The following is a 21435-nucleotide window of genomic DNA, read 5'->3' on the forward strand; positions in this document are numbered from 1 at the left end:
CAAAGCAGTCGTGCGTTTTTCGCGTTCAATCCCGCCATGAGTCACGGCACGCACCGGTATGTGGTCAGCATCAACGTCGCCGCCGCCCGCGTGATCGAGGTCAGCGGGCGGCGCGTCGCCAGCGCGATCGGCAAGCGCCCGGTCGGCGCGCCGGTGGCCGTGCACGCGCTCGGGCTGGACGGCGACGAGCAGGCCGACTTGACGGTGCACGGCGGGCTGGCCAAGGCGGTCTACGTGTACCCGGTCGAGCACTACCCGGTGTGGCGCACGCTGCGCGCGCAGGCGCGCGTCGCGCTGTGGGACGAGCCGCTGCCGCCCGGCGCGTTCGGCGAGAACCTGACGCTGGCCGGCCTGCTCGAAGCCGACGCGTTCGTCGGCGACCGGCTGTGCTTCGAAGGCGGCGTCGAACTCGCCGTCAGCGAGCCGCGCCATCCCTGCGCCAAGTTCGACGCCGCGATGGGCTTCCGGTACGCGTCGAAGATGATGGCGCAGTCGGGGCAGTGCGGCTTCTACCTGCAGGTCGTCGTGCCGGGCACGCTCGAGGCGGGCGAGCGCTTCGTCGTGCGGCCGGGCGAGCGCGCGGTCAGCATCGCCGAGCTGTTCCGCGCCCGCGTGCGCCCCGGCCGCTACTGAAGGCGCGGCGCGCGGCGCGCGATCCAGCGGTACAGCAGCGGTGCCGTCAGCAGCACCGCGACGTAGCGCACGACCTGGAACGTCGTGACCACCGGCACGCCGAGCTGCAGCACCTTGGCGGTGATCGACATCTCGGCGATGCCGCCCGGCGACGTGCCGAGCATCACGGTGGCCGGGTGCAGCCCCGCCAGTTGCGCCAGCACCCACGCGAACAGCCCCGACGCGGCGATCATCGCCAGCGTGCCGCCGGCCACCGCGCCGAGCCAGCGCGGCGACTCGCGCGCGAAGCCGCCCGAGAAGCGCGTCCCCAGCGCGACGCCGATGAACAGCTGGCCGGCTTCCGAGACGCCGCGCGGCAGCGCCGAGCCGCCCGCGCCGCTGGCCGTCAGCGCGACCGTGCCGGCCAGCGCGCCGAGCACCCACACGTTGGGCACGCGCAGCGCGCGCAGCGCGGCCACGCCGGCCAGCGACGCGGCGGCCAGCAGTGCCAGGCCGCCGGCGTCGACCTGCGCGACGGCCGGCAGCGCCACGTCGGCGCCGCGCAGCCCGGCGAACTGGAACCCGAACGGGATCACCGAGACGACGAGCAGGATGCGCAGCGAGTGCGCCGCCGCGACGTGGTCGACGCGCGCGCCGTGGCGCTCGCCGAGCACCGCCATCTCGGAGGCGCCGCCGATCGTCGCGGCGAAGAACGCCGTCGCGCGCGCGCCCGGTTCGCCGCCGAGGGTGGCCCACAGCAGGCGGTAGAACGCCCAGCCGATGAACAGCGCCCACGCGACGCCGGCGGCCAGCGCCGGCGCGAGCGCCGCGACGGCGCGCATCACGTCGGGCGTGAAGTACAGCCCGAGCGCGACGCCGATGACCCACTGGCCGACGTGGCGCAGCGGCGCAGCCGCCGCCACCGGCACGCCGGCCATCGCCAGCGCCGCCGTCGTGAACAGCGGCCCGAGCATCCACGGCAGCGGCAGGTGCAGCCGCTGCGCGAGCCAGCCGGCGGCTGCGGCCACGGCGAGCGTGGCCGCGACGCGCCACGGGCGGCTCACGTTCACGCGCGGTCCAGCGTCGGGTAGTCGGTGTAGCCGGCCGCGCCGCCGCCGTACAGCGTCGCCTTGTCGAGCGCGTTGAGCGGGGCGTCGAGCTTCAGGCGCAGCCCGAGGTCGGGGTTGGCGATGAAGGCCCGGCCGAACGCGACGAGGTCGGCCGCGCCCGACGCCACCGCGTCGAGCGCTATCTGGCGCGTGTAGCCGTTGTTGACCATCCACGCGCCGGCAAAGCGCCGGCGCAGCGCGGCGTAATCGAACGGCGCGACGTCGCGCGCGCCGCCGGTCTGGCCCTCGACCACGTGCAGGTACGCGAGCTCGAGCGGCGCGAGCGCGTCGACGGCGGCTTCGAACAGCGACTGCGGGTCGCTGTCGAGCCCGGCGTCGTTCGACGGCGTCACGGGGCTCAGGCGCAGCCCGGTGCGCCCGCCGCCGATCTCGTCGGTGACCGCGGTCATCACCTCGACGAGCAGCCGGATGCGGTTCGCGATCGGGCCGCCGTAGGCGTCGCTGCGGTCGTTGATGCTGTCGCGCAGGAACTGGTCGATCAGATACCCGTTGGCGCCGTGCACCTCGACACCGTCGAAGCCCGCGTCCATCGCCAGCCGTGCCGCGCGCCGGTACGCGGCGACGACGCCGGGGATCTCGTCGCTGGCCAGCGCGCGCGGCGGCGAGCACGGCACGAAGCCGCCGTGCAGGTAGGTCTTCGCGTTCGCCACGCGCGCCGTCGACGACACCGGCGGCGCGCCGCCCGGCTGCAGCGACACGTGCGACACGCGCCCGACGTGCCACAGCTGCACGACGATCTTCGCGCCGCGCGCGTGCACGGCGTCGGTGACCTGCCGCCACGCGGCGGCCTGCTCGGCGCTGTGCAGCCCCGGCGTGTCGACGTAGCCGTGGCCCTCGGGGCACACCGGCGTCGCCTCGGTGACGATCAGCGCGGCACCGGTCGCGGGGTCGGCGCGCTGCGCGTAGTACTGCGCCATCAGCGCGTTGGGCATCTGGCCCGGCGCGCGGTTGCGCGTCAGCGGGGCCATCACGATGCGGGTGGCGAGCTCGAGCTCGCCGACGCGGATCGGGTCGAACAGCGTGGGCATGGGGTCGGGTCGGGCTGGCAAAGCCCGCGAGCGTACCCGCAACCCGCGTGCCGCGCGCGGGCGGGCTACAGTGCGCCATGCTCGCGTACCGCCACGCCTTCCACGCCGGCAACCACGCCGACGTGCTCAAGCACGTCACGCTGGTGCACGTGCTGCGCCACATGGCGCTGAAGGACAAGCCGTTCACACTCGTCGACACGCACGCCGGTGCCGGCGGCTACTCGCTCGAGAGCGACTACGCGCGCAAGAAGGGCGAGTACGAAACCGGCATCGCGCGGCTGTGGGGCGCCGCCGACCTGCCGCCGCCGCTGGCCGACTATGTCGACCTCGTGCGCGCGTTCAACGGCGGCGGTGCGCTCACGCAGTACCCGGGTTCGCCGGCGCTCGCGCAGATGCTGCTGCGCCCGGCCGACCCCCTGCACCTGTACGAGCGCCACCCGACCGACCACCGCATCCTCGCCGCGTTCCTCGCCGAGCGGCCGCACACCGAGGTCCGGCTCGCCGACGGCTTCGCCGCGCTGGCCCGGGAGCTGCCGCCGCCGTCGCGGCGCGGCGTCGTGCTGATCGACCCGAGCTACGAACTGAAGACCGACTACGCGGCGACGCTGGCCGCGCTGCGCGAGGCGCTGCAGCGCTTCGCGACCGGCACCGTGATCGTCTGGCACCCGCAGCTGCAGCTCGTCGAGGCGGCGCAGCTGCCGCGGCGGCTGAAGGCGGCGGCCAAGGACGCGCCGAAGGGCTGGCTGCACGCGACGCTGCACGTGTGCCCGCCGCTCGAAGGCGGCTTCGGGCTCACCGGCAGCGGCGTGTTCGTCGTCAACCCGCCGCACACGCTGCACGCGGCGCTCGCGCAGGCGCTGCCGGTGCTCGTGCAGCGGCTGGGCCAGTACCCCGGCGCGCGCTTCACGCTCGACCACGCCGGCGGCTGAGGCCGGGCTGGCGCCGGCCTACCATCGGCGCATGGACACCGCCTCGACGACTGCGACGACCGCCCCGCCGCTGGCGGGCCTGAAGGTGCTCGAACTCGGCCAGCTGATCGCCGGCCCCTTCGTCGGCAAGACGCTCGCCGACTTCGGCGCCGACGTGATCAAGGTCGAGCCGCCCGACGGCGACCCGCTGCGCCTGTGGCGCATGCTGCACGACGGCACCAGCGTGTGGTGGCAGGTGCAAAGCCGCGGCAAGAAGAGCGTCGTGCTCGACTTGCGCACCGCCGAAGGACGCGACGCGGTGCGCGCGCTGGCCGCCGAGTGCGACGTGCTGATCGAGAACTTCAAGCCCGGCACGATGGAGAAGTGGGGCCTGGGCTACGAGGCGCTCGCCGCCGCCAACCCGGGGCTGATCATGCTGCGCATCAGCGGCTACGGGCAAAGCGGCCCGTACCGCGACCTGCCCGGCTTCGCCGTCGTCGCCGAGGCGATGGGCGGGCTGCGCCACCTGATGGGCGAGCCGGGACGGCCGCCGGTGCGCGCCGGCGTGAGCCTGGGCGACACGCTCGCGGCGCTGCACGGCGTCATCGGCGTGCTGCTCGCGCTGCAGGCGCGGCAACGCGATGTGTCGCCACACGCGCCCAAAGGGCGGGGCCAGGTCGTCGACGTCGCGCTGTACGAATCGGTGTTCAACTGCATGGAGAGCCTGCTGCCCGAATACAGCGCGTTCGGCGCGGTGCGCCAGCCGGCCGGCTCGGCGCTGCCCGGCATCGCGCCGTCCAACGCGTACCGCTGCGCCGACGGCATGGTCGTGATCGGCGGCAACGGCGACTCGATCTTCAAGCGGCTGATGCGCGCCGTCGACCGCGCAGACCTCGCCGACGATCCGGGCCTGGCGACCAACGCGCTGCGCGTGCCGCGCGTGGCCGAGATCGACGCGGCGATCGAGGCCTGGACCACGCAGCGCCCGGTGGCCGACGTCGTCGCCGCGCTGCAGGCCGCCAGCGTGCCGGTCGGGCGCATCTACACGGTGGCCGACATCGCCGCCGACCCGCACTACCGCGCGCGCGGAATGATCGAGCGCGTCACGCTGCGCGACGGGCTCGCGCTCGAGGTGCCCGGCGTCGTCCCGAAACTGTCACGCACGCCGGGGACGATACCGGGGTTGGCGCCGGCGCTGGGCGAGCACACCGAGGCCGTGCTCGCGGCGCTGCGCCGCCAGTCGGAGTGAGCGCGATGGCCAAGGATTTCGCGGCGATGGAGGACAGCAACCGCTCGTCCAACCCGAGCATCCACGACGTGTCGGACCCGGCGCGGCGCACCGTGCTGCGCGGCGGCCTGGGGCTGGCGGTCACCGGGCTGCTCGCGCCGCTGGCGGGCACGCTGGCCGGCTGCGCGACGGCCGGCGGCGCGGCGCCGCCGCTGCTGGGCTTCAAGAGCGTGCCGGTGTCGACCGCCGACGCCGTCACGGTGCCCGCAGGCTACGTGACGCAGGTCATCGCCGCGTGGGGCGAGCCGGTCGGCGTCGCCGGCGCGATGCCGGCGTTCCGCTTCGACGCCGGCAACACGGCGGCCGAGCAGGCGCTGCAGCTCGGCATGCACCACGACGGCCTCCATTACTACGCGCTCGACGGCAGCCGCCGCGGCCTGCTCGTGATGAACCACGAGTACACCGACGACGGGCTGCTGCACCCCGACGGCATGAAGACCTGGAGCGCCGAGAAGGTGCGCAAGGCGCAGGCCGCGCACGGCGTCTCGGTGATCGAGATCGAGTGGAAGGACGGGCGCTGGCAGCAGGTGCGGCCGTCGCGCCACGCGCGTCGCATCACGGCCTCCACGCCCTGCACGTTCAGCGGGCCGGCGGCCGGCCACGCGCTGCTGCGCACCGCGGCCGACCCGGCGGGCCGCGTCGTGCTCGGCACGCTGAACAACTGCGCGAGCGGCAAGACGCCGTGGGGCACCTACCTGACCTGCGAAGAGAACTTCGTCTTCTACTTCAAGGGCCCCGAGCGGCCCGACGCACACCAGCGCCGGTGGGGCCTGCGCCCCGGAGACCCGGTGGGCTACCGCTGGCACGAGTTCGACGAGCGCTTCGACGCGGCGAAGCACCCGAACGAGCCGAACCGCTTCGGCTGGGTCGTCGAGATCGACCCGATGGACCCGACGATGACGCCCGTCAAGCGCACCGCGCTCGGCCGCGCCGCGCACGAGGGCGCGACGGTCGCGGTGACGAGGGACGGGCGCGCCGTCGTCTACATGGGCGAGGACGCGCGCTTCGAGTACATCTACAAATTCGTCAGCCGCGACCGCATCCGCCCCGGCGGCTTCGCCGCCAACCGCGAGCTGCTCGACCACGGCACGCTGTACGTCGCGCGCTTCGATGCCGACGGCAGCGGGCGCTGGCTGCCGCTGGTGCACGGCCAGGGGCCGCTGACGGCCGCCACCGGCTTCGCCGGCCAGGGCGAGGTGCTCGTCAAGACGCGGCAGGCGAGCGACCTGCTCGGTGCGACGAAGATGGACCGCCCCGAGTGGATCGACGTCGACCGCGACGGCTGGGTCTACTGCACGCTGACCAACAACAGCAGCCGCGGCGGCGCGGGCCAGCCGGCCGTCGACGCCGCGAACCCGCGCGCGAACAACACGATGGGCCACATCATCCGCTGGAAGGAAGACGGCGACTTCGATGGCACGACGTTCCGCTGGAACCACTTCGTGCTCGCCGGCGACCCGGCCAACGAACGTGCCGACGCGAAAGGCAACGTCAACGGCGACGCGTTCGCGTGCCCCGACGGGCTGTGGGTCGACGCGCGCGGCGTGCTGTGGATCCAGACCGACATGAGCACGTCGGCGATGGGCAAGGGCGACCTCGTGCGGCTGGGCAACAACCAGATGCTCGCCGCCGACCCCCAGACCGGCGAGGTGCGGCGCTTCCTCGTCGGCCCGGTCGGCTGCGAGATCACCGGCGCCACCGCGACGCCCGACGGGCGCACGATGTTCATCAACATCCAGCACCCGGGCGAGACCCCGAGCGAGCGCAGCGACCCCGACCAGCCGCGACGCATCAGCAACTGGCCCGACTTCCGCGCCGACGGCCGGCCGCGCAGCGCGACCGTCGTGATCCGCAAGGCCGACGGCGGCGTGATCGGGACCTGAGGCCGGGCGCGAAGACCGGGGGCCGCCGGCGTGCGCGGCGCGCCCGATCAGCGCCGATCGAAGGCCTGACGGACTGCGGGAAGTCCGTGCGCCGTCACCTGCGCGGGCACCACGCCGCGCAGCGCATTGCCCACCGCCCAGTCCTGGGCGTGCAGCACCTCGTCGACGGTCAGCGGGCGCTGCACCACCGGCGCACCGGCCAGGCCCTGCGCGAGCACGCGCGCGCGGCAGGTGCCGGGCAAGGCGCCATCGGCCAGCGGCGGCGTGAACCAGTGCCCGTCCCGCCGCACGAACAGCGTCGAGCGACCGCCCTCGACGACGCGGCCGGCCGCGTTGACGAACAGCAGGTCGAACAGGCCCTGCGCCTCGGCGTCTCGGACCGCGGCGTCGTAGACGGCACGGTGCGTGGTCTTGTGCGCGGCCAGCGCATTCGCGGCCGGCAGCACCGTTTCGGCCCAGCCCAGCCGCACGCGTCCCTGCGCATCGACCGCCAGCGGTGGCAGGGGCGCGCCGCGCAGCGTGAGCCGGCCATCGTGCGCCAGGTCCAGCCGCAGCCGCCAGGGGCCGGCGCTGCCGCTGGCCGCCAGCGTGGCGAGTTCGCGGTCGATCAGCGCGCGCGCGGCCGCCGCGTCGAAGGCAAAGCCCAGCGCGCGCGCGCTGTGCGCCATGCGCGCCAGATGCTGCTCGACGTGCAGCGCGACGGCCCGCCCGCCCGGGGCCGGCCCCGCCTCGGCGCGCAGCGTTTCGAACAGGCCCAGACCGGGGTCGATCCCGGTCAGGAAGCGCGCCTTGATCCGGCATTCCTCGGCCTCGTCGTCGGCCACGCTGTCGAGCACGATGCCCGCGCCGACGCCGGCGACCAGCGCGCGCGTGCCGTCGGCGGCCTCGGCCGCGAGCGTGAGCGTGCGGATCGCCACCGACAGCGCAAAGTCGCCCAGCGCCGGCCCCGGCGTCGGCGCGATCCACCCGATGGCGCCGCAGTACAGGCCGCGGGGCTGGGCTTCGAGGCGGCGGATGCGGTCCATCGCCGCCAGCTTCGGCGCGCCGGTGATCGAGCCGCACGGGAACGTCGCGCGCAGCAGGGCCGGGAAGTCGATCTGCGGCTGCAGGCGGGCGCGCACGGTCGAGGTCATCTGCCACACCGTGGCATAGCGCTCGAGGCTGAACAGTGCCGGCACCTGCACACCGCCGGTCACCGCGATGCGGCCGAGGTCGTTGCGCAGCAGGTCGACGATCATCACGTTCTCGGCGCGGTTTTTCGCGTCGCGCTGCAGCGCCTGCGCAGCGGCGGCATCGTCGGCGGGATCGGTCCGCCGCGCGGCGGTGCCCTTCATCGGCCGCGCCGTCACCTCGCCGCAGCCGCCGGCGAGGAACAGTTCGGGCGAACAGCTCAGCACGTGCGTGACGGCGCCGTGCCCCGCCGCGGGCGGCAGCGCGATGAAGGCGCCGTAGCCGACGCGCTGGCGCGCGCGCAGACGCCGGTACAGCGCCGCCGGGCTCCCGAACGCGCGTCCGTTCAGGCGGTAGGTGTAGTTGACCTGGTAGACCTCGCCGCGGCGGATCGACTCGTGGATGGCTGCGATCGCCGCGTGGAAGCCGGCGTCGTCGACGTCGGCGTGCAGGTCGAGCACGCCGGCCGGGTTCGGTGTCGGCGCGCCGCCGTCGAGCTGCTGCAGGAAGGCCTGCACGCCGGCCTCGTCGAGCCAGCGCAGCTCGCGAAACATCAGCAGCCGCAGCGCGCCGGGCGCAGCCACCGGCAGCCCGGCGCGCTGCAGCTGCGCGCCCCACTCGTAATCGGCCAGCACGACGGCATGCAGGCCGGCCGCCAGATCGCGCTGCGCGGCCGCCCAGCAATCGGCCAGCGTCGCCGGGCCGTCGCAGGTGTGGGTGCGCTCGTGGCCGAGGTACAGGCGCGAAGCCGCCACGCCGCCGTCGGCCGTGGCCTGGGCGTCGTCGAGCAGCGCGAAGACCTCCGGCGGCGCCGGCATCGCGTTCATGTCAGCGCGGGCCGCAGAGCGGGGCGGGGTGAGGCCATGGCCGACGTCGTTTTTCGTCAGTCGACGCCGCGCGTGCGCTCGGCCGCAAAGCGCGCGCGGAACGCGGCGAAGGTGCCGGCATCGAGCGCGGCGCGCACTTCGCGCATCAGGTTCAGGTAGTAGTGCAGGTTGTGGATGCTGGCCAGCATCGGCCCCAGCATCTCACCGCAGCGGTCGAGGTGGTGCAGGTACGCGCGGCTGAAGTGCGTGCAGGTGTAGCAGCGGCAGCTCTCGTCGAGCGGACGCGGGTCGGCCTTGTGCTTGGCGTTGCGGATCTTCAGGTCGCCGAAGCGCGTGAACAGGTGGCCGTTGCGGGCGTTGCGCGTGGGCATCACGCAGTCGAACAGGTCCACCCCGTTCGCGACGCCGTCGACGAGGTCTTCCGGCGTGCCCACGCCCATCAGGTAGCGCGGCTTGTGCGCCGGCAGCCGCTGCGGCGTGTGCGCGACGATGCGGCGCATGTCCTCTTTCGGCTCGCCGACGCTGACGCCACCGATCGCGTAGCCGGGCAGGTCGAGCTCGGCGAGCGCCGCGGCCGACGCTTCGCGCAGCGGCTCGTACATGCCGCCCTGCACGATGCCGAACAGGGCATTCGGGTTGCCCAGGCGCTCGAACTCGGCCTTCGATCGCTTTGCCCAGCGCAGGCTCAGCTCCATCGACGCGCGCGCCTCGCGCTCGGTGGTCACGTGGCCGGCGGTCTCGTACGGCGTGCACTCGTCGAACTGCATCACGATGTCGGAGTTCAGCACCGTCTGGATCCGCATGCTGACTTCGGGCGTCAGGAACAGCTTGTCGCCGTTGACGGGCGACGCGAAGTGCACGCCTTCCTCGCTGATCTTGCGGCCCTTGCCGTCGGCGCCGCCGAGGCTCCAGACCTGGAAGCCGCCGCTGTCGGTCAGGATCGGCCGGCTCCAGCCCTCGAAGCGGTGCAGGCCGCCGAAGGTGCGCAGCACGTCGAGCCCCGGGCGCATCCACAGGTGGAACGTGTTGCCGAGGATGATCTGCGCGCCCATCGCCTCGAGGTCGCGCGGCAGCACGCCCTTGACGGTGCCGTAGGTGCCCACCGGCATGAACTGCGGCGTCTCGACGACGCCGTGGTTGAGCGTGAGCCGCCCGCGGCGCGCGTGGCCGTCGGTGGCGAGGATCTCGAAGTGCAGCATGGGCGCCATTGTCGCCGTCGCCCCTCGTGGTGCCTTGAGCGCGGCTGGCTCATCACGTCCCTCGAACTGGCGTGTGGCGGTCGTGGCGGCAGGGCGATGGCGGCGCCTGCGTGCTTCGGCCCACGCTCGCGCTGCACCGTCACGCCGTGCGACGGTCGGCGCGGTGATTACCGCTGACGGCCTGACGAGGTTGGGGCGAGCGCGAATGGGGCCTGCGCCCGCAGGCACCGCCATCGCCCTGCGGTCACCCTGGTCGGCAGGCCTCGCGGTAGCAGGACTTGTTCATGGGCATGGCGCGTGGCCCGGGCGTGCGGGCGCAGGCCCCATTCGCGCGCGCCCCAACCGATGCAAGAGAAGACGGTGACGACGGCACGACGACAGCAGTCTGCAGCCGGTGAGGCGCGAGTCTGGGCCGGAGAACGCACGCCCGGGCCACGTGCCACGCGCAATCCGTCGCGCGCGGACGGTCGCGACCAGCCACAACGGCCCGAAACCCGAACCCGGCGGCAAGGCGCGCCACGATCAGCGCGTCAGCCGCGCGCGAGCAGCATCGCGTCGCCGTAGCTGAAGAAGCGGTAGCGCGCCTCGACGCCGTGGCGGTACAGCGCCATCACGTGCTCGTAGCCGGCGAACGCGGCCACGAGCATCAGCAGCGTGCTGCGGGGCAGGTGGAAGTTGGTGATCAGCAAGTCGACGACGCGGAACGTGAAGCCCGGCGTGATGAACAAGTCGGTCTCGCGCGCGCCGGCTTCGAGACGGCCCGACAGCGCGGCCGACTCGAGTGCGCGCAGCGTCGTCGTGCCGGCGGCGACGACGCGCCCGCCCGCAGCGCGCGTGGCCTCGACGGCAGCGACCGCCTCGGCGTCGACCTCGAACCACTCGCTGTGCATGCGGTGCTCGGCGATCGACTCGGCGCGCACCGGCTGGAACGTGCCCGCGCCCACGTGCAGCGTCACCGCGGTGCGCTTCACGCCGCGTGCGTCGAGTGCGGCGAGCACCTCGTCGTCGAAGTGCAGCGATGCGGTCGGCGCGGCGACCGCGCCGGGCCGGCGCGCGAACACGGTCTGGTAGCGCTGCGCGTCGTCGGCGGTGTCGGCGTGCGTGATGTACGGCGGCAGCGGCACGTGGCCGTGCGCCTCGAGCAGTGCGAGCGGCTCGTCGGGAAAGCGCAGGTGGAACAGCGAGCCGTCGGGCCCGCCGCGGCCGAGCACCTCGGCGTCGAACGCGCCGGCGAAGCGGATCGTCGAGCCGGGCTTGGGCGACTTGCTCGCGCGCAGCTGCGCGAGCACTTCGTGGCCCGGCAGCACCCGCTCGACGAGCGCCTCGACCGCGCCACCGGTGGGTTTCTCGCCGTACAGCCGCGCCTTGATCACGCGCGTGTCGTTGAACACGAGCAGGTCGCCGGGCGCGAGCAGTTGCGGCAGGTCGCGAAACACGCGGTCGACCGGCACGGGCCCGCGCCCGTCGAGCAGCCGCGACGCGCTGCGCTGCGGCGCCGGGTGCTGCGCGACGAGCTCGGCGGGCAGCGCGAAGTCGAAGTCGCTGAGGGTGAAGACGCGCGGCGTGCTCATGCTCGGTCGGTGTGCGGAACTCAAGACTACACCGGCGGCAGAATGGTTCCATGGCTGCTGCCGCCGGCATCCCGCCGTCTTCCGCCGTCAAGCCCGTGGCCAGGCCCGCCGCCAAGTCCGCGCCGCAGCGTGCGCTCGAGAAACTCGGCCTCGTCGGCGATGTCGAGCTCGCGCTGCACCTGCCGCTGCGCTACGAGGACGAGACGCGGCTCGCGCGCATCGCCGACCTGCGCGAGGGCGACACCGCGCAGGTCGAGGGCGTCGTGCGCGACGCGCGCGTCGAGACGCGCGCACGCCGCCAGCTCGTCGTACGCCTGGACGACGGCAGCGGCGAGCTGGTGCTGCGCTTCCTGCACTTCTACCCGTCGCACCGCAAGCTGCTCGCACCGGGCGCGCGCGTGCGCGCGATGGGCGAGGTGCGCGGTGGCTTCCTCGGCCGCGAGATGGTGCACCCCGCGTGCCGCGCCGTGGAGCCGGGCACGCCGCTGCCGGCGACGCTGACGCCGGTGTACCCGACGACGGCCGGGCTGCCGCAGGCGTACCTGCGCAAGGCCGTCGCGTCGGCGCTCGCGCGCGCGCCGCTCGACGATCCGTGGCCGCGCGAGGCGCGCGAGCGCTGGTGGCCGCCGGGGCTGCCGTCGCTGCGCGAGGCGCTCGAGTTCCTGCACCACCCGCCGCCGCGCACGCCGCTGGCCACGCTCGACGACCGCAGCCACCCGGCGTGGCAGCGGCTGAAGTTCGACGAGCTGCTCGCGCAGCAGCTGTCGCAGCGCCTCGCGCAGCGCGAACGTGCCGCGCTCGCGGCGCCGGCGCTGCGTGCCGCACCGGGCGGTCTGCCCGAGCGGCTGCTCGCGGCGCTGCCGTTCACGCTGACGGCGGCGCAGCGGCGCGTCGCGGGCGAGATCGCCGCCGACCTCGCGCGCGCGCAGCCGATGCACCGGCTGCTGCAAGGCGACGTCGGCTCGGGCAAGACGGTGGTCGCCGCACTCGCGGCGGCGGTCGCGATCGACGCCGGCTGGCAGTGCGCGCTGATGGCGCCCACCGAGATCCTCGCCGAGCAGCACTTCGCCAAGCTCGTGCAGTGGCTCGAGCCGCTGGGCGTCAGTGTCGCGTGGCTCGCCGGCAGCCGCAGGGGCAAAGTGCGCGCGCAGCAGCTCGAGCGCATCGCCGGCGGCGCCGCGCAGCTCGTGGTCGGCACGCACGCCGTGATCCAGCACGACGTCGCGTTCGCGCGGCTGGGGCTCGCGATCGTCGACGAGCAGCACCGCTTCGGCGTCGCGCAGCGGCTCGCGCTGCGCCGCAAGCTCGACGCGGCGGCGCTCGAGCCGCACCTGCTGATGATGAGCGCGACGCCGATCCCGCGCACGCTGGCGATGACGTACTACGCCGACCTCGCGGTCAGCACGATCGACGAGCTGCCGCCCGGGCGCACGCCGATCGTGACCAAGGTGTTCGCCGACACGCGGCGCGACGACGTGATCGCGCGCATCCGCGACGAGGTCGCGCACGGGCGGCAGGTCTACTGGGTGTGCCCGCTCGTCGACGAGTCGGAGCACGTCGACCTGCGCCACGCGACCGAGACGCACGCGCAGCTGTCGGCGGCGATGCCCGGTGTGGGCGTCGGCCTGCTGCACGGGCGCATGGCGCCCGCCGACAAGGCGGCCGTGATGTCGCAGTTCGCCAGCGGCCAGATGCCGGTGCTGGTGGCCACCACCGTGATCGAGGTCGGCGTCGACGTGCCCAACGCGAGCCTGATGGTCGTCGAGCACGCCGAGCGCTTCGGGCTCGCGCAGCTGCACCAGCTGCGCGGGCGCGTCGGACGCGGCGCCGCTGCCAGCGTGTGCGTGCTGCTGTACACGCCGCCGCTGTCCGAGACCGGCAAGCAGCGGCTGCGTGCGATGGCCGAGACCACCGACGGTTTCGAGATCGCGCGGCGTGATCTGGAGATCCGCGGGCCCGGCGAGTTCATGGGCGCGCGCCAGAGCGGCGACGCACTGCTGCGCTTCGCCGACCTCGCCAGCGACGAGCCGCTCGTGCAGCGTGCGCGCGCCGCGGCCGACGCGCTGCTCGACGCGCACCCGCAGGCCGCGCGCGCGCACGTGCGGCGCTGGCTCGGGCAGCGCACCGAGCTGCTCAAGGCCTGAGCCTGGCGACGGTGCGCGGCGCCGTCAGATCTCGAGGTTGTCGATCAGCCGCGTCGTGCCGAGCCTGGCCGCGGCGAGCACGACGAGCGGCTCGTCGGCTGCCGCCGGCGGCTGCAGGTCGGCGCGCCGGCGCACCGCGACGTAGTCGGGCGCCCAGCCGTGGCGCCGCAGCCCGTCGATCGCGGCGCGTTCGAGTGCATCGAAGTCGCGCTGCCCGCCGCGCACCGCCTGCGCCAGCGCCTGCAGCGTGCGGTGCAGGCGCGGCGCCTCGGCGCGTTCGGCCGGCGACAGGTAGCCGTTGCGCGACGAGCGCGCCAGCCCGTCGGCCTCGCGCGACGTCTCGCCGGCGAGGATGTCGATCGGCAGCGCGAGCTGGCGCACCATCGTGCGCACGACCATCAGCTGCTGGTAGTCCTTCTTGCCGAACACCGCCGCCTGCGGCTGCACGACGTTGAACAGCTTGAGCACGACGGTGCACACGCCGGTGAAGAAGCCGGGGCGGAACTGCCCTTCGAGCAGGCCGGCCAGCGCTGCCGGCGGCTGCACGACGACGCCCTGCGGCTCGGGGTACATCTCGCGCTCGTCGGGCGCGAAGACGAGGTCGCAGCGCTCGCGCTCGAGCAGCGCGCAGTCGGCGGCCAGCGTGCGCGGGTAGCGGTCGAAGTCCTCGTGCGGCGCGAACTGCAGCCGGTTGACGAAGATGCTCGCGACCACCGGCACGCCGCCGCTGGCCGCTGCATGCGCGCGCGCCTGGCGCACGAGCGCGAGGTGGCCCTCGTGCAGGTTGCCCATCGTCGGCACGAACACGGGCCGCGGCCCGGCGGCCAGGGCCTCGCGCAGCGCAGCGACGGTGTGGATGACGCGCATCGGGGTCAGAACGCGTGGGCCGTGTCGTCGGGGTAGCGCCCGGCCTTGACGTCGGCGACGTAGGCGGCGATCGCAGCATCGACGCTGCCGGCACCGGCGGCGAAGTCGCGCACGAAGCGCGGCTTCTTGCCGCGCGTGGCGCCGAGCATGTCGTGCAGCACGAGCACCTGGCCGCTGCAGCCGCTGCCGGCGCCGATGCCGATCGTCGGGATCGGCAGCTCGGCAGTGATCTCGCGCGCGAGTGCCGCCGGCACCAGCTCGAGAACGAGCATCGCGGCGCCGGCGTCGGCGAGTTCGCGCGCGTGGCGGCGCAGCGTCGCCGCGGCATCGGCGTCGCGCCCCTGCACGCGCCAGCCACCGAGCGCGTGCACCGACTGCGGCGTCAGCCCCAGGTGCGCACACACCGGCACGCCGCGCTCGACGAGGTGACGTACCAGCGGCGCGGTCCAGCCGCCGCCTTCGAGCTTGACCATCTGCGCGCCGGCGGCCACGAGCTTGGCCGCGCTGCGCATCGCCTGCTCGACGCCCTCGTGGTAGCTGCCGAACGGCAGGTCGCCGATCAGCCACGCGTGGCGGTTGCCGCGCGCGACGCACTGTACGTGGTAGGCCATCTCGTCGATCGTCGTCGGCAGCGGCGTCGCGTGGCCCTGCACGACCATGCCGAGCGAGTCGCCGACGAGCAGCGCGTCGACGCCGCAGTCGTCGAGCACGCGCGCCCACGTCGCGTCGTAGCACGTCAGCATCGCGATCTTCTCGCCGGCGGCGTGCATCTCGCGCAGGCGGGGCAGGGTGACGGGTCGCCGTTCTGACATCGGGCAAGCGCCTTTGGCCGACAGGCGCGAGATTTGAGCACAATCGGGCCATGACCCTGACCGAGCTGCGCTACATCGTTGCCGTCGCGCGCGAGAAGCACTTCGGGCGTGCCGCCGAGGCGTGCTTCGTCTCGCAGCCGACGCTGTCGGTGGCGATCAAGAAGCTCGAGGAGGAGCTCGACGTCAAGATCTTCGAGCGCGGCGCGAGCGAGGTCAGCGTCACGCCGCTCGGCGAGGAGATCGTGCGCCAGGCGCAGGCCGTCATCGAGCAGGCGGCGGCGATCAAGGAGATCGCCAAGCGCGGCAAGGACCCGCTGGCCGGGCCCCTCAGGCTGGGCATCATCTACACGATCGGTCCGTACCTGCTGCCCGAGCTGGTGCGCCACGCGATCGAGATGACGCCGCAGATGCCGCTGATGCTGCAGGAGAATTTCACCGTCAAGCTGCTCGAGATGCTGCGCACCGGCGAGCTCGACTGCGCGATCATGGCCGAGCCGTTTCCCGACACGGGGCTGGCGATCGCGCCGCTGTACGACGAGCCGTTCATGGTCGCGGTGCCGAAGAACCACCCGCTGGCGCAGCGCGAGGCGATCGCCAGCGAGGAGCTCAAGCGCGAGACGATGCTGCTGCTGGGTACCGGGCACTGCTTCCGCGACCATGTGCTCGAGGTGTGCCCCGAGTTCGCGCGCTTCTCGACCGATGCCGAGGGCATCCGCAAGAGCTTCGAGGGCTCGTCGCTCGAGACGATCAAGCACATGGTCGCCTCCGGGATGGGGGTGACGGTGGTGCCGCAGCTGAGCGTGCCGAAGGAGCCGCAGCCGCACGTCGCCTACGTGCCGTTCGCGCCGCCGGTGCCCACGCGCCGCGTCGTGCTCGCGTGGCGGCGCACGTTCACGCGCTACGAGGCGATCGCCGCGCTGCGCAACGCCGTCTACGCGTGCGAGCTGCCGGGCGTCAAGCGGCTGTCGTGAACGCGCCGCGCTATCGCGCCGTTCGACACATCCGATTGGACCGCGGCGGCGCGCGGCCCTAGATTGGCGCCGTGCCCGCGGGGTGCGGGCGGTGGGAGATCCGCATGCGCAGTTGGCGTACCGTCTTCGGCGCCGCGCTGTTCGGCGCCGGCGCACTGGCCGGCCTCGGCGAGGCCGCGCGTCTGATGGCCGCGGCCTGAGCCGCACGGCGCGTCATGCGCGCCCGGCGCGCGCGAGCAGGCGGCCGACGACGGCGTCGAACACCGACACGTCGATCGGCTTGGTCAGGTACTCGTCGAAGCCGGCCTCGATCGCGCGCCGCGCGTCGGCGGGCATCGCGTGCGCGGTCAGCGCGACGACGGGGATCGTGGCCGTGGCCGGGTCGGCGCGCAGGCGGGCGAGCGCCTCGTAGCCATCCATCTCGGGCAGGTGGATGTCGAGCAGCACCAGCGCCGGGCGGTGCGCGCGCGCGAGCTCGAGCCCGAGCCGCGCCGACGGCGCACCGATCACGCGCACGCCGGCGTGGCGCGCGAGGATCTGCTCGACCAGCGCCAGGTTGGCCGGGTTGTCCTCGACGCACAGCACGCCGAGCTCGTGCGCCGGCAGCGGGGCCGGCGCCGCGGCGTCGGCCGCCGGCCGCGGCGGGGGCGGCTCGGCCAGCCGGTCGCGCGGCAGCTCGATCCAGAACGTGCTGCCGCGGCCCGGCTCGCTGTCGACGCCGATGCGCCCGGCCATCAGCTCGACCAGGCGCTTGCTCAGGCTCAGTCCGATGCCGGTCCCCTCGACCGGCCCGAACTCGGCGCCGAGCCGGCTGAACGGCTGGAACAGCTGCGGCAGACGCTCCGGCGCGATGCCGGCGCCGGTGTCGCGCACCTCGATGCGCAGCCGGAACTCGTCGAGCGGGCGCGCGACGATCGATGCGCTGCCACGCTGGCGGTTGTACTTGACGGCGTTCGAGACGAGGTTGAGCAGCACCTGCTTCAGGCGCAGGCGGTCGGCGCGCACGACGAGGTCGCCCGGCACCTCGGCGTGCAGCGCGACGTCGCGCTGGCGCGCCAGCGGCTCGGTCAGCGTCAGCGCCTCCTGCACCAGGTCGGCCAGCACGAGCGGCTCGGGCGACAGCGCCAGCCGGCCCGACTCGACGTGCGCGAGGTCGAGCACTTCGTTGATCAGCCGCAGCAGGTGGCGTCCGGCACGCAGCACCTCGGTCACGTAGCCGCGCGAGCGCAGTGTCAGCGTGCGGTCGAGCTCGAGCAGCTGCGCGAAGCCGAGGATCGCATTGAGCGGCGTGCGCAGCTCGTGGCTCATGCTCGACAGGAACTCGGTCTTCGCACGGCTGGCTTGCTGTGCGGCATCGCGCGCGGCCACCAGCTCGTGCGTGCGCGCCTCGACGAGCTGCTCGAGCTCGTCGCGGTGGCGCTCGAGCGCGCGCTCGGCTTCGCGGCGTGCCGTGATGTCGACGACGATTGCGAACACACGCACGGCGCGACCCTGCTCGTCGCGCTCGGCGCGCACGACGAGCGACGCGTCCATCACGCTGCCGTCCTTGCGCAGGTAGCGCTTGTCGAGCGTGTAGGCGTCGATGTCGCCGCGCAGCAGCCGCTCGTACTGCGCCATGTCGGCGTCGACGTCGTCGGGGTGCGTCAGGTCGGTCCAGTGGTGCTGGGCGTATTCCTCGGGCGTGTAGCCGAGCATCTCGGCCATGCGGCGGTTGACGCGCTCCCAGCCCTGGTACGGTGCCTCGATCGTCATGCCGACCAGGCCGGTGTCGAAGAACTGGCGGAACGCCTGTTCGCTGCGGTGCAACGCGAGTTCGGCTTCGCGGTGCTCGGTGATGTCGAGCACGGTACCGACCGCGGCGACGAAGCGTCCGTCGTCGTCGAGCACCGGCTCGGCGCGGCCGAGCAGGTGCTTGACGACGCCCGCAGGCGTGACGATGCGGAACTCGGCCTCGTACGGCCGGCGTGCGGTCATCGCCTCGTCGTGCACACGTTGCAGCCGTTCACGGTCGTCGGGATGGATCAGGTACAGGAAGTCGCTCTCGGCGGGCGGGCCGGCAGTCGGGTCGAGGCCGAAGATGCGAAACGTCTCGTCGCTCCACTCGAGGCGCGCGCTGTCGCGGCTCCACCGCCAGCTGCCCAGGCGCGCGAGCCGCTGCGCCTGGCGCAGGCTCGCCTCGCGCTCGCGCAGCGCGTACTCGGCGCGCTTTCGTGCGTCGATGCGTGTGATGACGCCGTGCCACAGCGTGCTGCCATCGGGCAGCCGCTCGGGCGTCGCGCGCCCGTGCAGCCACTGCACGGTGCCGTCGGCAAAGCGCACGCGGTACTCGCAGTCCCACGGCGTGAGGTCGCGCTGCGACGCGGCGATCGACGCGACGACCCGCTCGACGTCGTCGGGGTGGCCGATCGCGAACAGGGCGCTCGCGTCGTCGCGCACCTGCTCGGGCGTCACGCGGTAGACGTCGCGGATGCCCTCGCTGGCGAACGGGAAGCACGAGCGACCGTCGGGCCATACCCGGTACTGGTACAGCACGCCGGGGACCTGCGCGGCCAGCCGCGTCAGGTGCTGCTCGCGCTCGCGCAGCGCAGCGACCTCGCGCCGCAGCCGTTCGATCTCGGTGGCGGGGCCCTCCTGCGGGGGCGACGCAGGAGGGTCGGTCTCGGGAGGCGGAGCGGGAATCGACATCGGGCAGCCGCGGTCGGGCGCACGCGCGTGCGACATCCCCAGTATGCCGCCCCGCAATGGGACTGGGCTAGACTGGTTCGCACCCGTTTGATCGACGCGAAGGAGCACTCCATGGGCAAGAAGACCTCATCCGCCGGCGCGCCGCGCATCGACATTGGCATCGGCGAGAAGGACCGCAAGGCGATCGCCGAGGGCCTGTCGAAGCTGCTGGCCGACACCTACACGCTGTACCTGACGACGCACAACTTCCACTGGAACGTCACCGGCCCGATGTTCAACACGCTGCACACCATGTTCATGCAGCAGTACACCGAACTGTGGAACGCCGTCGACCCGATCGCCGAGCGCATCCGCGCGCTCGGTCATGCCGCGCCGGGCAGCTACGCGCAGTACGGCAGGCTCAGCAGCATCCCCGACGCCCCGGCCGAGCCGCCGAAGGCGATGGACATGGTGCGCATCCTCGTCGACGGCCACGAGGCGGTGGCGCGCACCGCGCGCAGCGTGTTCCCGCTCGCCGAGAAGGCCGACGACCAGCCGACCGCCGACCTGCTGACCCAGCGTCTCGACGTGCACGAGAAGACGGCGTGGATGCTGCGCTCGCTGCTCGAGGAGTGACGCGCGGGCGATAATCGCGCCTCCCCCCACCGGCGGCCCGCCCAGCGCGGGCCGTCGCATTTGTGCCATGACCGACCTCGCCACCGAAGTGAGCCGCCGGCGCACCTTCGCGATCATCAGCCACCCCGACGCCGGCAAGACGACGCTGACCGAGAAGCTGCTGCTGTTCTCGGGCGCGATCCAGATCGCCGGCTCGGTCAAGGCGCGCAAGGCGTCGCGCCATGCGACGTCGGACTGGATGGAGATCGAGAAGCAGCGCGGCATCTCGGTGGCGAGCTCGGTGATGCAGATGGAGTACCGCGACTGCGTCATCAACCTGCTCGACACGCCGGGCCACCAGGACTTCAGCGAGGACACCTACCGCGTGCTGACCGCGGTCGACGCGGCGCTGATGGTCATCGACGCGGCCAACGGCGTCGAGCCGCAGACGCGGCGGCTGCTGCAGGTGTGCCGCGCGCGCAACACGCCGATCCTGACCTTCGTCAACAAGATGGACCGCGAGGTCCAGGAGCCGCTGGCGCTGATGGACGAGATCGAGCGCGAGCTCGGCATGAGCGTCGTGCCGTTCACGTGGCCGGTGGGCATGGCCAAGTTCTTCGGTGGCGTGCTCGACCTGCGGCGCGACCAGATGCGCGTCTTCGCGCCGGGCGCCGACCGCGCCGGCGGCGACGACGAGATCGTCGAGGGCCTGGCCAACCCCGTGCTCGCGCAGCGCTTCGGCGCCGCCTACGAGCAGGCCGCCGGCGAGATCGAGCTCGTGCGCGAGGCCGCGCCGGCGTTCGACGAGGCGGCGTTCCTCGCCGGCCACCAGACGCCGATGTTCTTCGGCAGCGCGATCAACAACTTCGGCGTCAAGGAGGTGCTCGACGCGCTGGTGGACCTCGCGCCGCCGCCGGGGCCGAAGGCGGCGATCCAGCGCACCGTCGAGCCGACCGAGCCCAAGTTCAGCGGCGTCGTGTTCAAGATCCAGGCCAACATGGACCCGGCGCACCGCGACCGCATCGCGTTCGTGCGCGTGGCCAGCGGCCACTTCACGCGCGGCATGCGGCTGAAGGTCACGCGCAGCGGCAAGGAGCTGCGCCCGAACACGGTCGTGTCGTTCCTCAGCCAGCGGCGCGAGCTGCTCGACGAAGCCTTCGCCGGCGACATCATCGGCATCCCGAACCACGGCGTGCTGCAGCTCGGCGACACGCTGACCGAGGGTGAGGCGCTGCAGTTCACCGGGCTGCCGTTCTTCGCACCCGAGATGTTCCGCTCGGTCGAGGTCGCCGACCCGCTGAAGACCAAGCAGCTGCGCGCCGGGCTGCAGCAGCTCGGCGAGGAAGGTGCGATCCAGGTCTTCCGCCCGGTGGCGGGCAGCGTGCTGCTGCTCGGCGCCGTGGGCCAGCTGCAGTTCGAGGTCGTCGCGCACCGCCTCGAGCACGAATACGGCTGCAAGGCGCGCATCCTGCCGGCGCGCTACAGCGTCGCGCGCTGGGTGACCTGCGACGACGCGAAGGAACTCGCGCGCTTCATCGACCACAACGCGCACCGCGTCGCCTACGACGCCGTCGACGCGCCCTGCGTGCTGCTCGAATACGCCGGCGAACTGCGTGCGATGCAGGACAACTGGCCGAAGATCCAGTTCCATGCGCTGCGCGAGCACGCCGGCCTCGTCTTCCAGAAACAGATCGAGGCTTGAGCGCCGCGGCTCACGGCGTGCCTGCGCACGCCGGGACGGCGCTC

The 21435-nt window shown here is 73.3% G+C and carries 16 protein-coding genes; 8 read left to right on the forward strand and 8 right to left on the reverse strand.

Annotation, left to right across the window (positions count from 1 at the left end; all coding sequences use genetic code 11):
• Nucleotides 1-36: 36 nt before the first annotated feature.
• Complete coding sequence (locus MOJ79_RS07385; protein WP_241923558.1) at nucleotides 37-633, forward strand: MOSC domain-containing protein; 597 nt, start codon at nucleotides 37-39, stop codon at nucleotides 631-633.
• On the opposite strand, the gene MOJ79_RS07390 is transcribed toward MOJ79_RS07385, so the two are convergent.
• Complete coding sequence (locus MOJ79_RS07390; protein WP_241923559.1) at nucleotides 627-1682, reverse strand: AbrB family transcriptional regulator; 1056 nt, start codon at nucleotides 1680-1682, stop codon at nucleotides 627-629. The two genes, MOJ79_RS07385 and MOJ79_RS07390, sit on opposite strands and share 7 nt — an antisense overlap.
• Complete coding sequence (locus MOJ79_RS07395) at nucleotides 1679-2770, reverse strand: alkene reductase (RefSeq protein WP_241923560.1); 1092 nt, start codon at nucleotides 2768-2770, stop codon at nucleotides 1679-1681. The genes MOJ79_RS07390 and MOJ79_RS07395 overlap by 4 nt, the downstream gene beginning before the upstream one ends.
• Nucleotides 2771-2847: 77 nt before the next feature.
• On the opposite strand from MOJ79_RS07395, the gene MOJ79_RS07400 reads away from it, so the two are divergent.
• The 3 genes from MOJ79_RS07400 to MOJ79_RS07410 are packed head-to-tail and all read left to right on the forward strand — an operon-like array spanning nucleotide 2848 to nucleotide 6849.
• Entirely contained in the window at nucleotides 2848-3699 is an 852-nt protein-coding gene (locus MOJ79_RS07400) for a 23S rRNA (adenine(2030)-N(6))-methyltransferase RlmJ (RefSeq protein ID WP_241923561.1), read from the forward strand.
• 31 nt (nucleotides 3700-3730) lie between these two features.
• Nucleotides 3731-4927, forward strand: coding sequence for a CaiB/BaiF CoA transferase family protein (locus MOJ79_RS07405; protein WP_241923562.1), 1197 nt, complete (start codon nucleotides 3731-3733; stop codon nucleotides 4925-4927).
• Between the two features lie 5 nt (nucleotides 4928-4932).
• Nucleotides 4933-6849: a PhoX family protein gene (locus tag MOJ79_RS07410; RefSeq protein WP_241923563.1), complete on the forward strand. Its 1917-nt coding sequence runs from the start codon at nucleotides 4933-4935 to the stop codon at nucleotides 6847-6849.
• A 47-nt stretch (nucleotides 6850-6896) separates the two neighbouring features.
• Here the strand turns inward: MOJ79_RS07410 and MOJ79_RS07415 are convergent, their stop codons facing one another.
• The 3 genes from MOJ79_RS07415 to queA form a co-directional block, all read right to left on the reverse strand.
• The gene (locus MOJ79_RS07415; protein ID WP_241923564.1) at nucleotides 6897-8837 is read right to left on the reverse strand and encodes a chorismate-binding protein; all 1941 of its coding nucleotides are present in this window, start codon (nucleotides 8835-8837) and stop codon (nucleotides 6897-6899) included.
• A 65-nt stretch (nucleotides 8838-8902) separates the two neighbouring features.
• Entirely contained in the window at nucleotides 8903-10045 is a 1143-nt protein-coding gene (gene tgt, locus MOJ79_RS07420; protein ID WP_241923565.1) for a tRNA guanosine(34) transglycosylase Tgt, read from the reverse strand.
• Nucleotides 10046-10575: 530 nt separating this feature from the next.
• Entirely contained in the window at nucleotides 10576-11616 is a 1041-nt protein-coding gene (gene queA / locus MOJ79_RS07425) for a tRNA preQ1(34) S-adenosylmethionine ribosyltransferase-isomerase QueA (protein WP_241923566.1), read from the reverse strand.
• Nucleotides 11617-11666: 50 nt separating this feature from the next.
• Between queA and recG the strand changes: the two genes are divergently transcribed.
• Entirely contained in the window at nucleotides 11667-13760 is a 2094-nt protein-coding gene (recG, locus tag MOJ79_RS07430) for an ATP-dependent DNA helicase RecG (RefSeq protein WP_241923567.1), read from the forward strand.
• A gap of 24 nt (nucleotides 13761-13784) precedes the next feature.
• Here the strand turns inward: recG and panC are convergent, their stop codons facing one another.
• Both panC and panB read right to left on the reverse strand, forming a co-directional pair.
• Nucleotides 13785-14627, reverse strand: coding sequence for a pantoate--beta-alanine ligase (gene panC / locus MOJ79_RS07435; protein WP_241923568.1), 843 nt, complete (start codon nucleotides 14625-14627; stop codon nucleotides 13785-13787).
• A 5-nt stretch (nucleotides 14628-14632) separates the two neighbouring features.
• Nucleotides 14633-15439, reverse strand: coding sequence for a 3-methyl-2-oxobutanoate hydroxymethyltransferase (gene panB, locus MOJ79_RS07440; protein ID WP_241923569.1), 807 nt, complete (start codon nucleotides 15437-15439; stop codon nucleotides 14633-14635).
• Nucleotides 15440-15489: 50 nt separating this feature from the next.
• Between panB and MOJ79_RS07445 the strand changes: the two genes are divergently transcribed.
• The gene (locus MOJ79_RS07445) at nucleotides 15490-16410 is read left to right on the forward strand and encodes a LysR substrate-binding domain-containing protein (protein ID WP_241923570.1); all 921 of its coding nucleotides are present in this window, start codon (nucleotides 15490-15492) and stop codon (nucleotides 16408-16410) included.
• A 213-nt stretch (nucleotides 16411-16623) separates the two neighbouring features.
• Here MOJ79_RS07445 and MOJ79_RS07450 read toward each other — a convergent pair whose 3' ends face one another.
• Nucleotides 16624-19095, reverse strand: a complete 2472-nt coding sequence (locus MOJ79_RS07450) for a PAS domain-containing protein (protein WP_241923571.1) — start codon at nucleotides 19093-19095, stop codon at nucleotides 16624-16626.
• Between the two features lie 111 nt (nucleotides 19096-19206).
• Between MOJ79_RS07450 and MOJ79_RS07455 the strand changes: the two genes are divergently transcribed.
• Both MOJ79_RS07455 and MOJ79_RS07460 read left to right on the forward strand, forming a co-directional pair.
• Nucleotides 19207-19710: a Dps family protein gene (locus MOJ79_RS07455; RefSeq protein ID WP_241923572.1), complete on the forward strand. Its 504-nt coding sequence runs from the start codon at nucleotides 19207-19209 to the stop codon at nucleotides 19708-19710.
• Nucleotides 19711-19777: 67 nt separating this feature from the next.
• Entirely contained in the window at nucleotides 19778-21391 is a 1614-nt protein-coding gene (locus MOJ79_RS07460) for a peptide chain release factor 3 (protein ID WP_241923573.1), read from the forward strand.
• The last annotated feature ends 44 nt before the right edge of the window (nucleotides 21392-21435 follow it).

This window comes from Calidifontimicrobium sp. SYSU G02091 (assembly GCF_022631395.1).
GTDB classification, from domain to species: domain Bacteria; phylum Pseudomonadota; class Gammaproteobacteria; order Burkholderiales; family Burkholderiaceae_C; genus Calidifontimicrobium; species Calidifontimicrobium sediminis.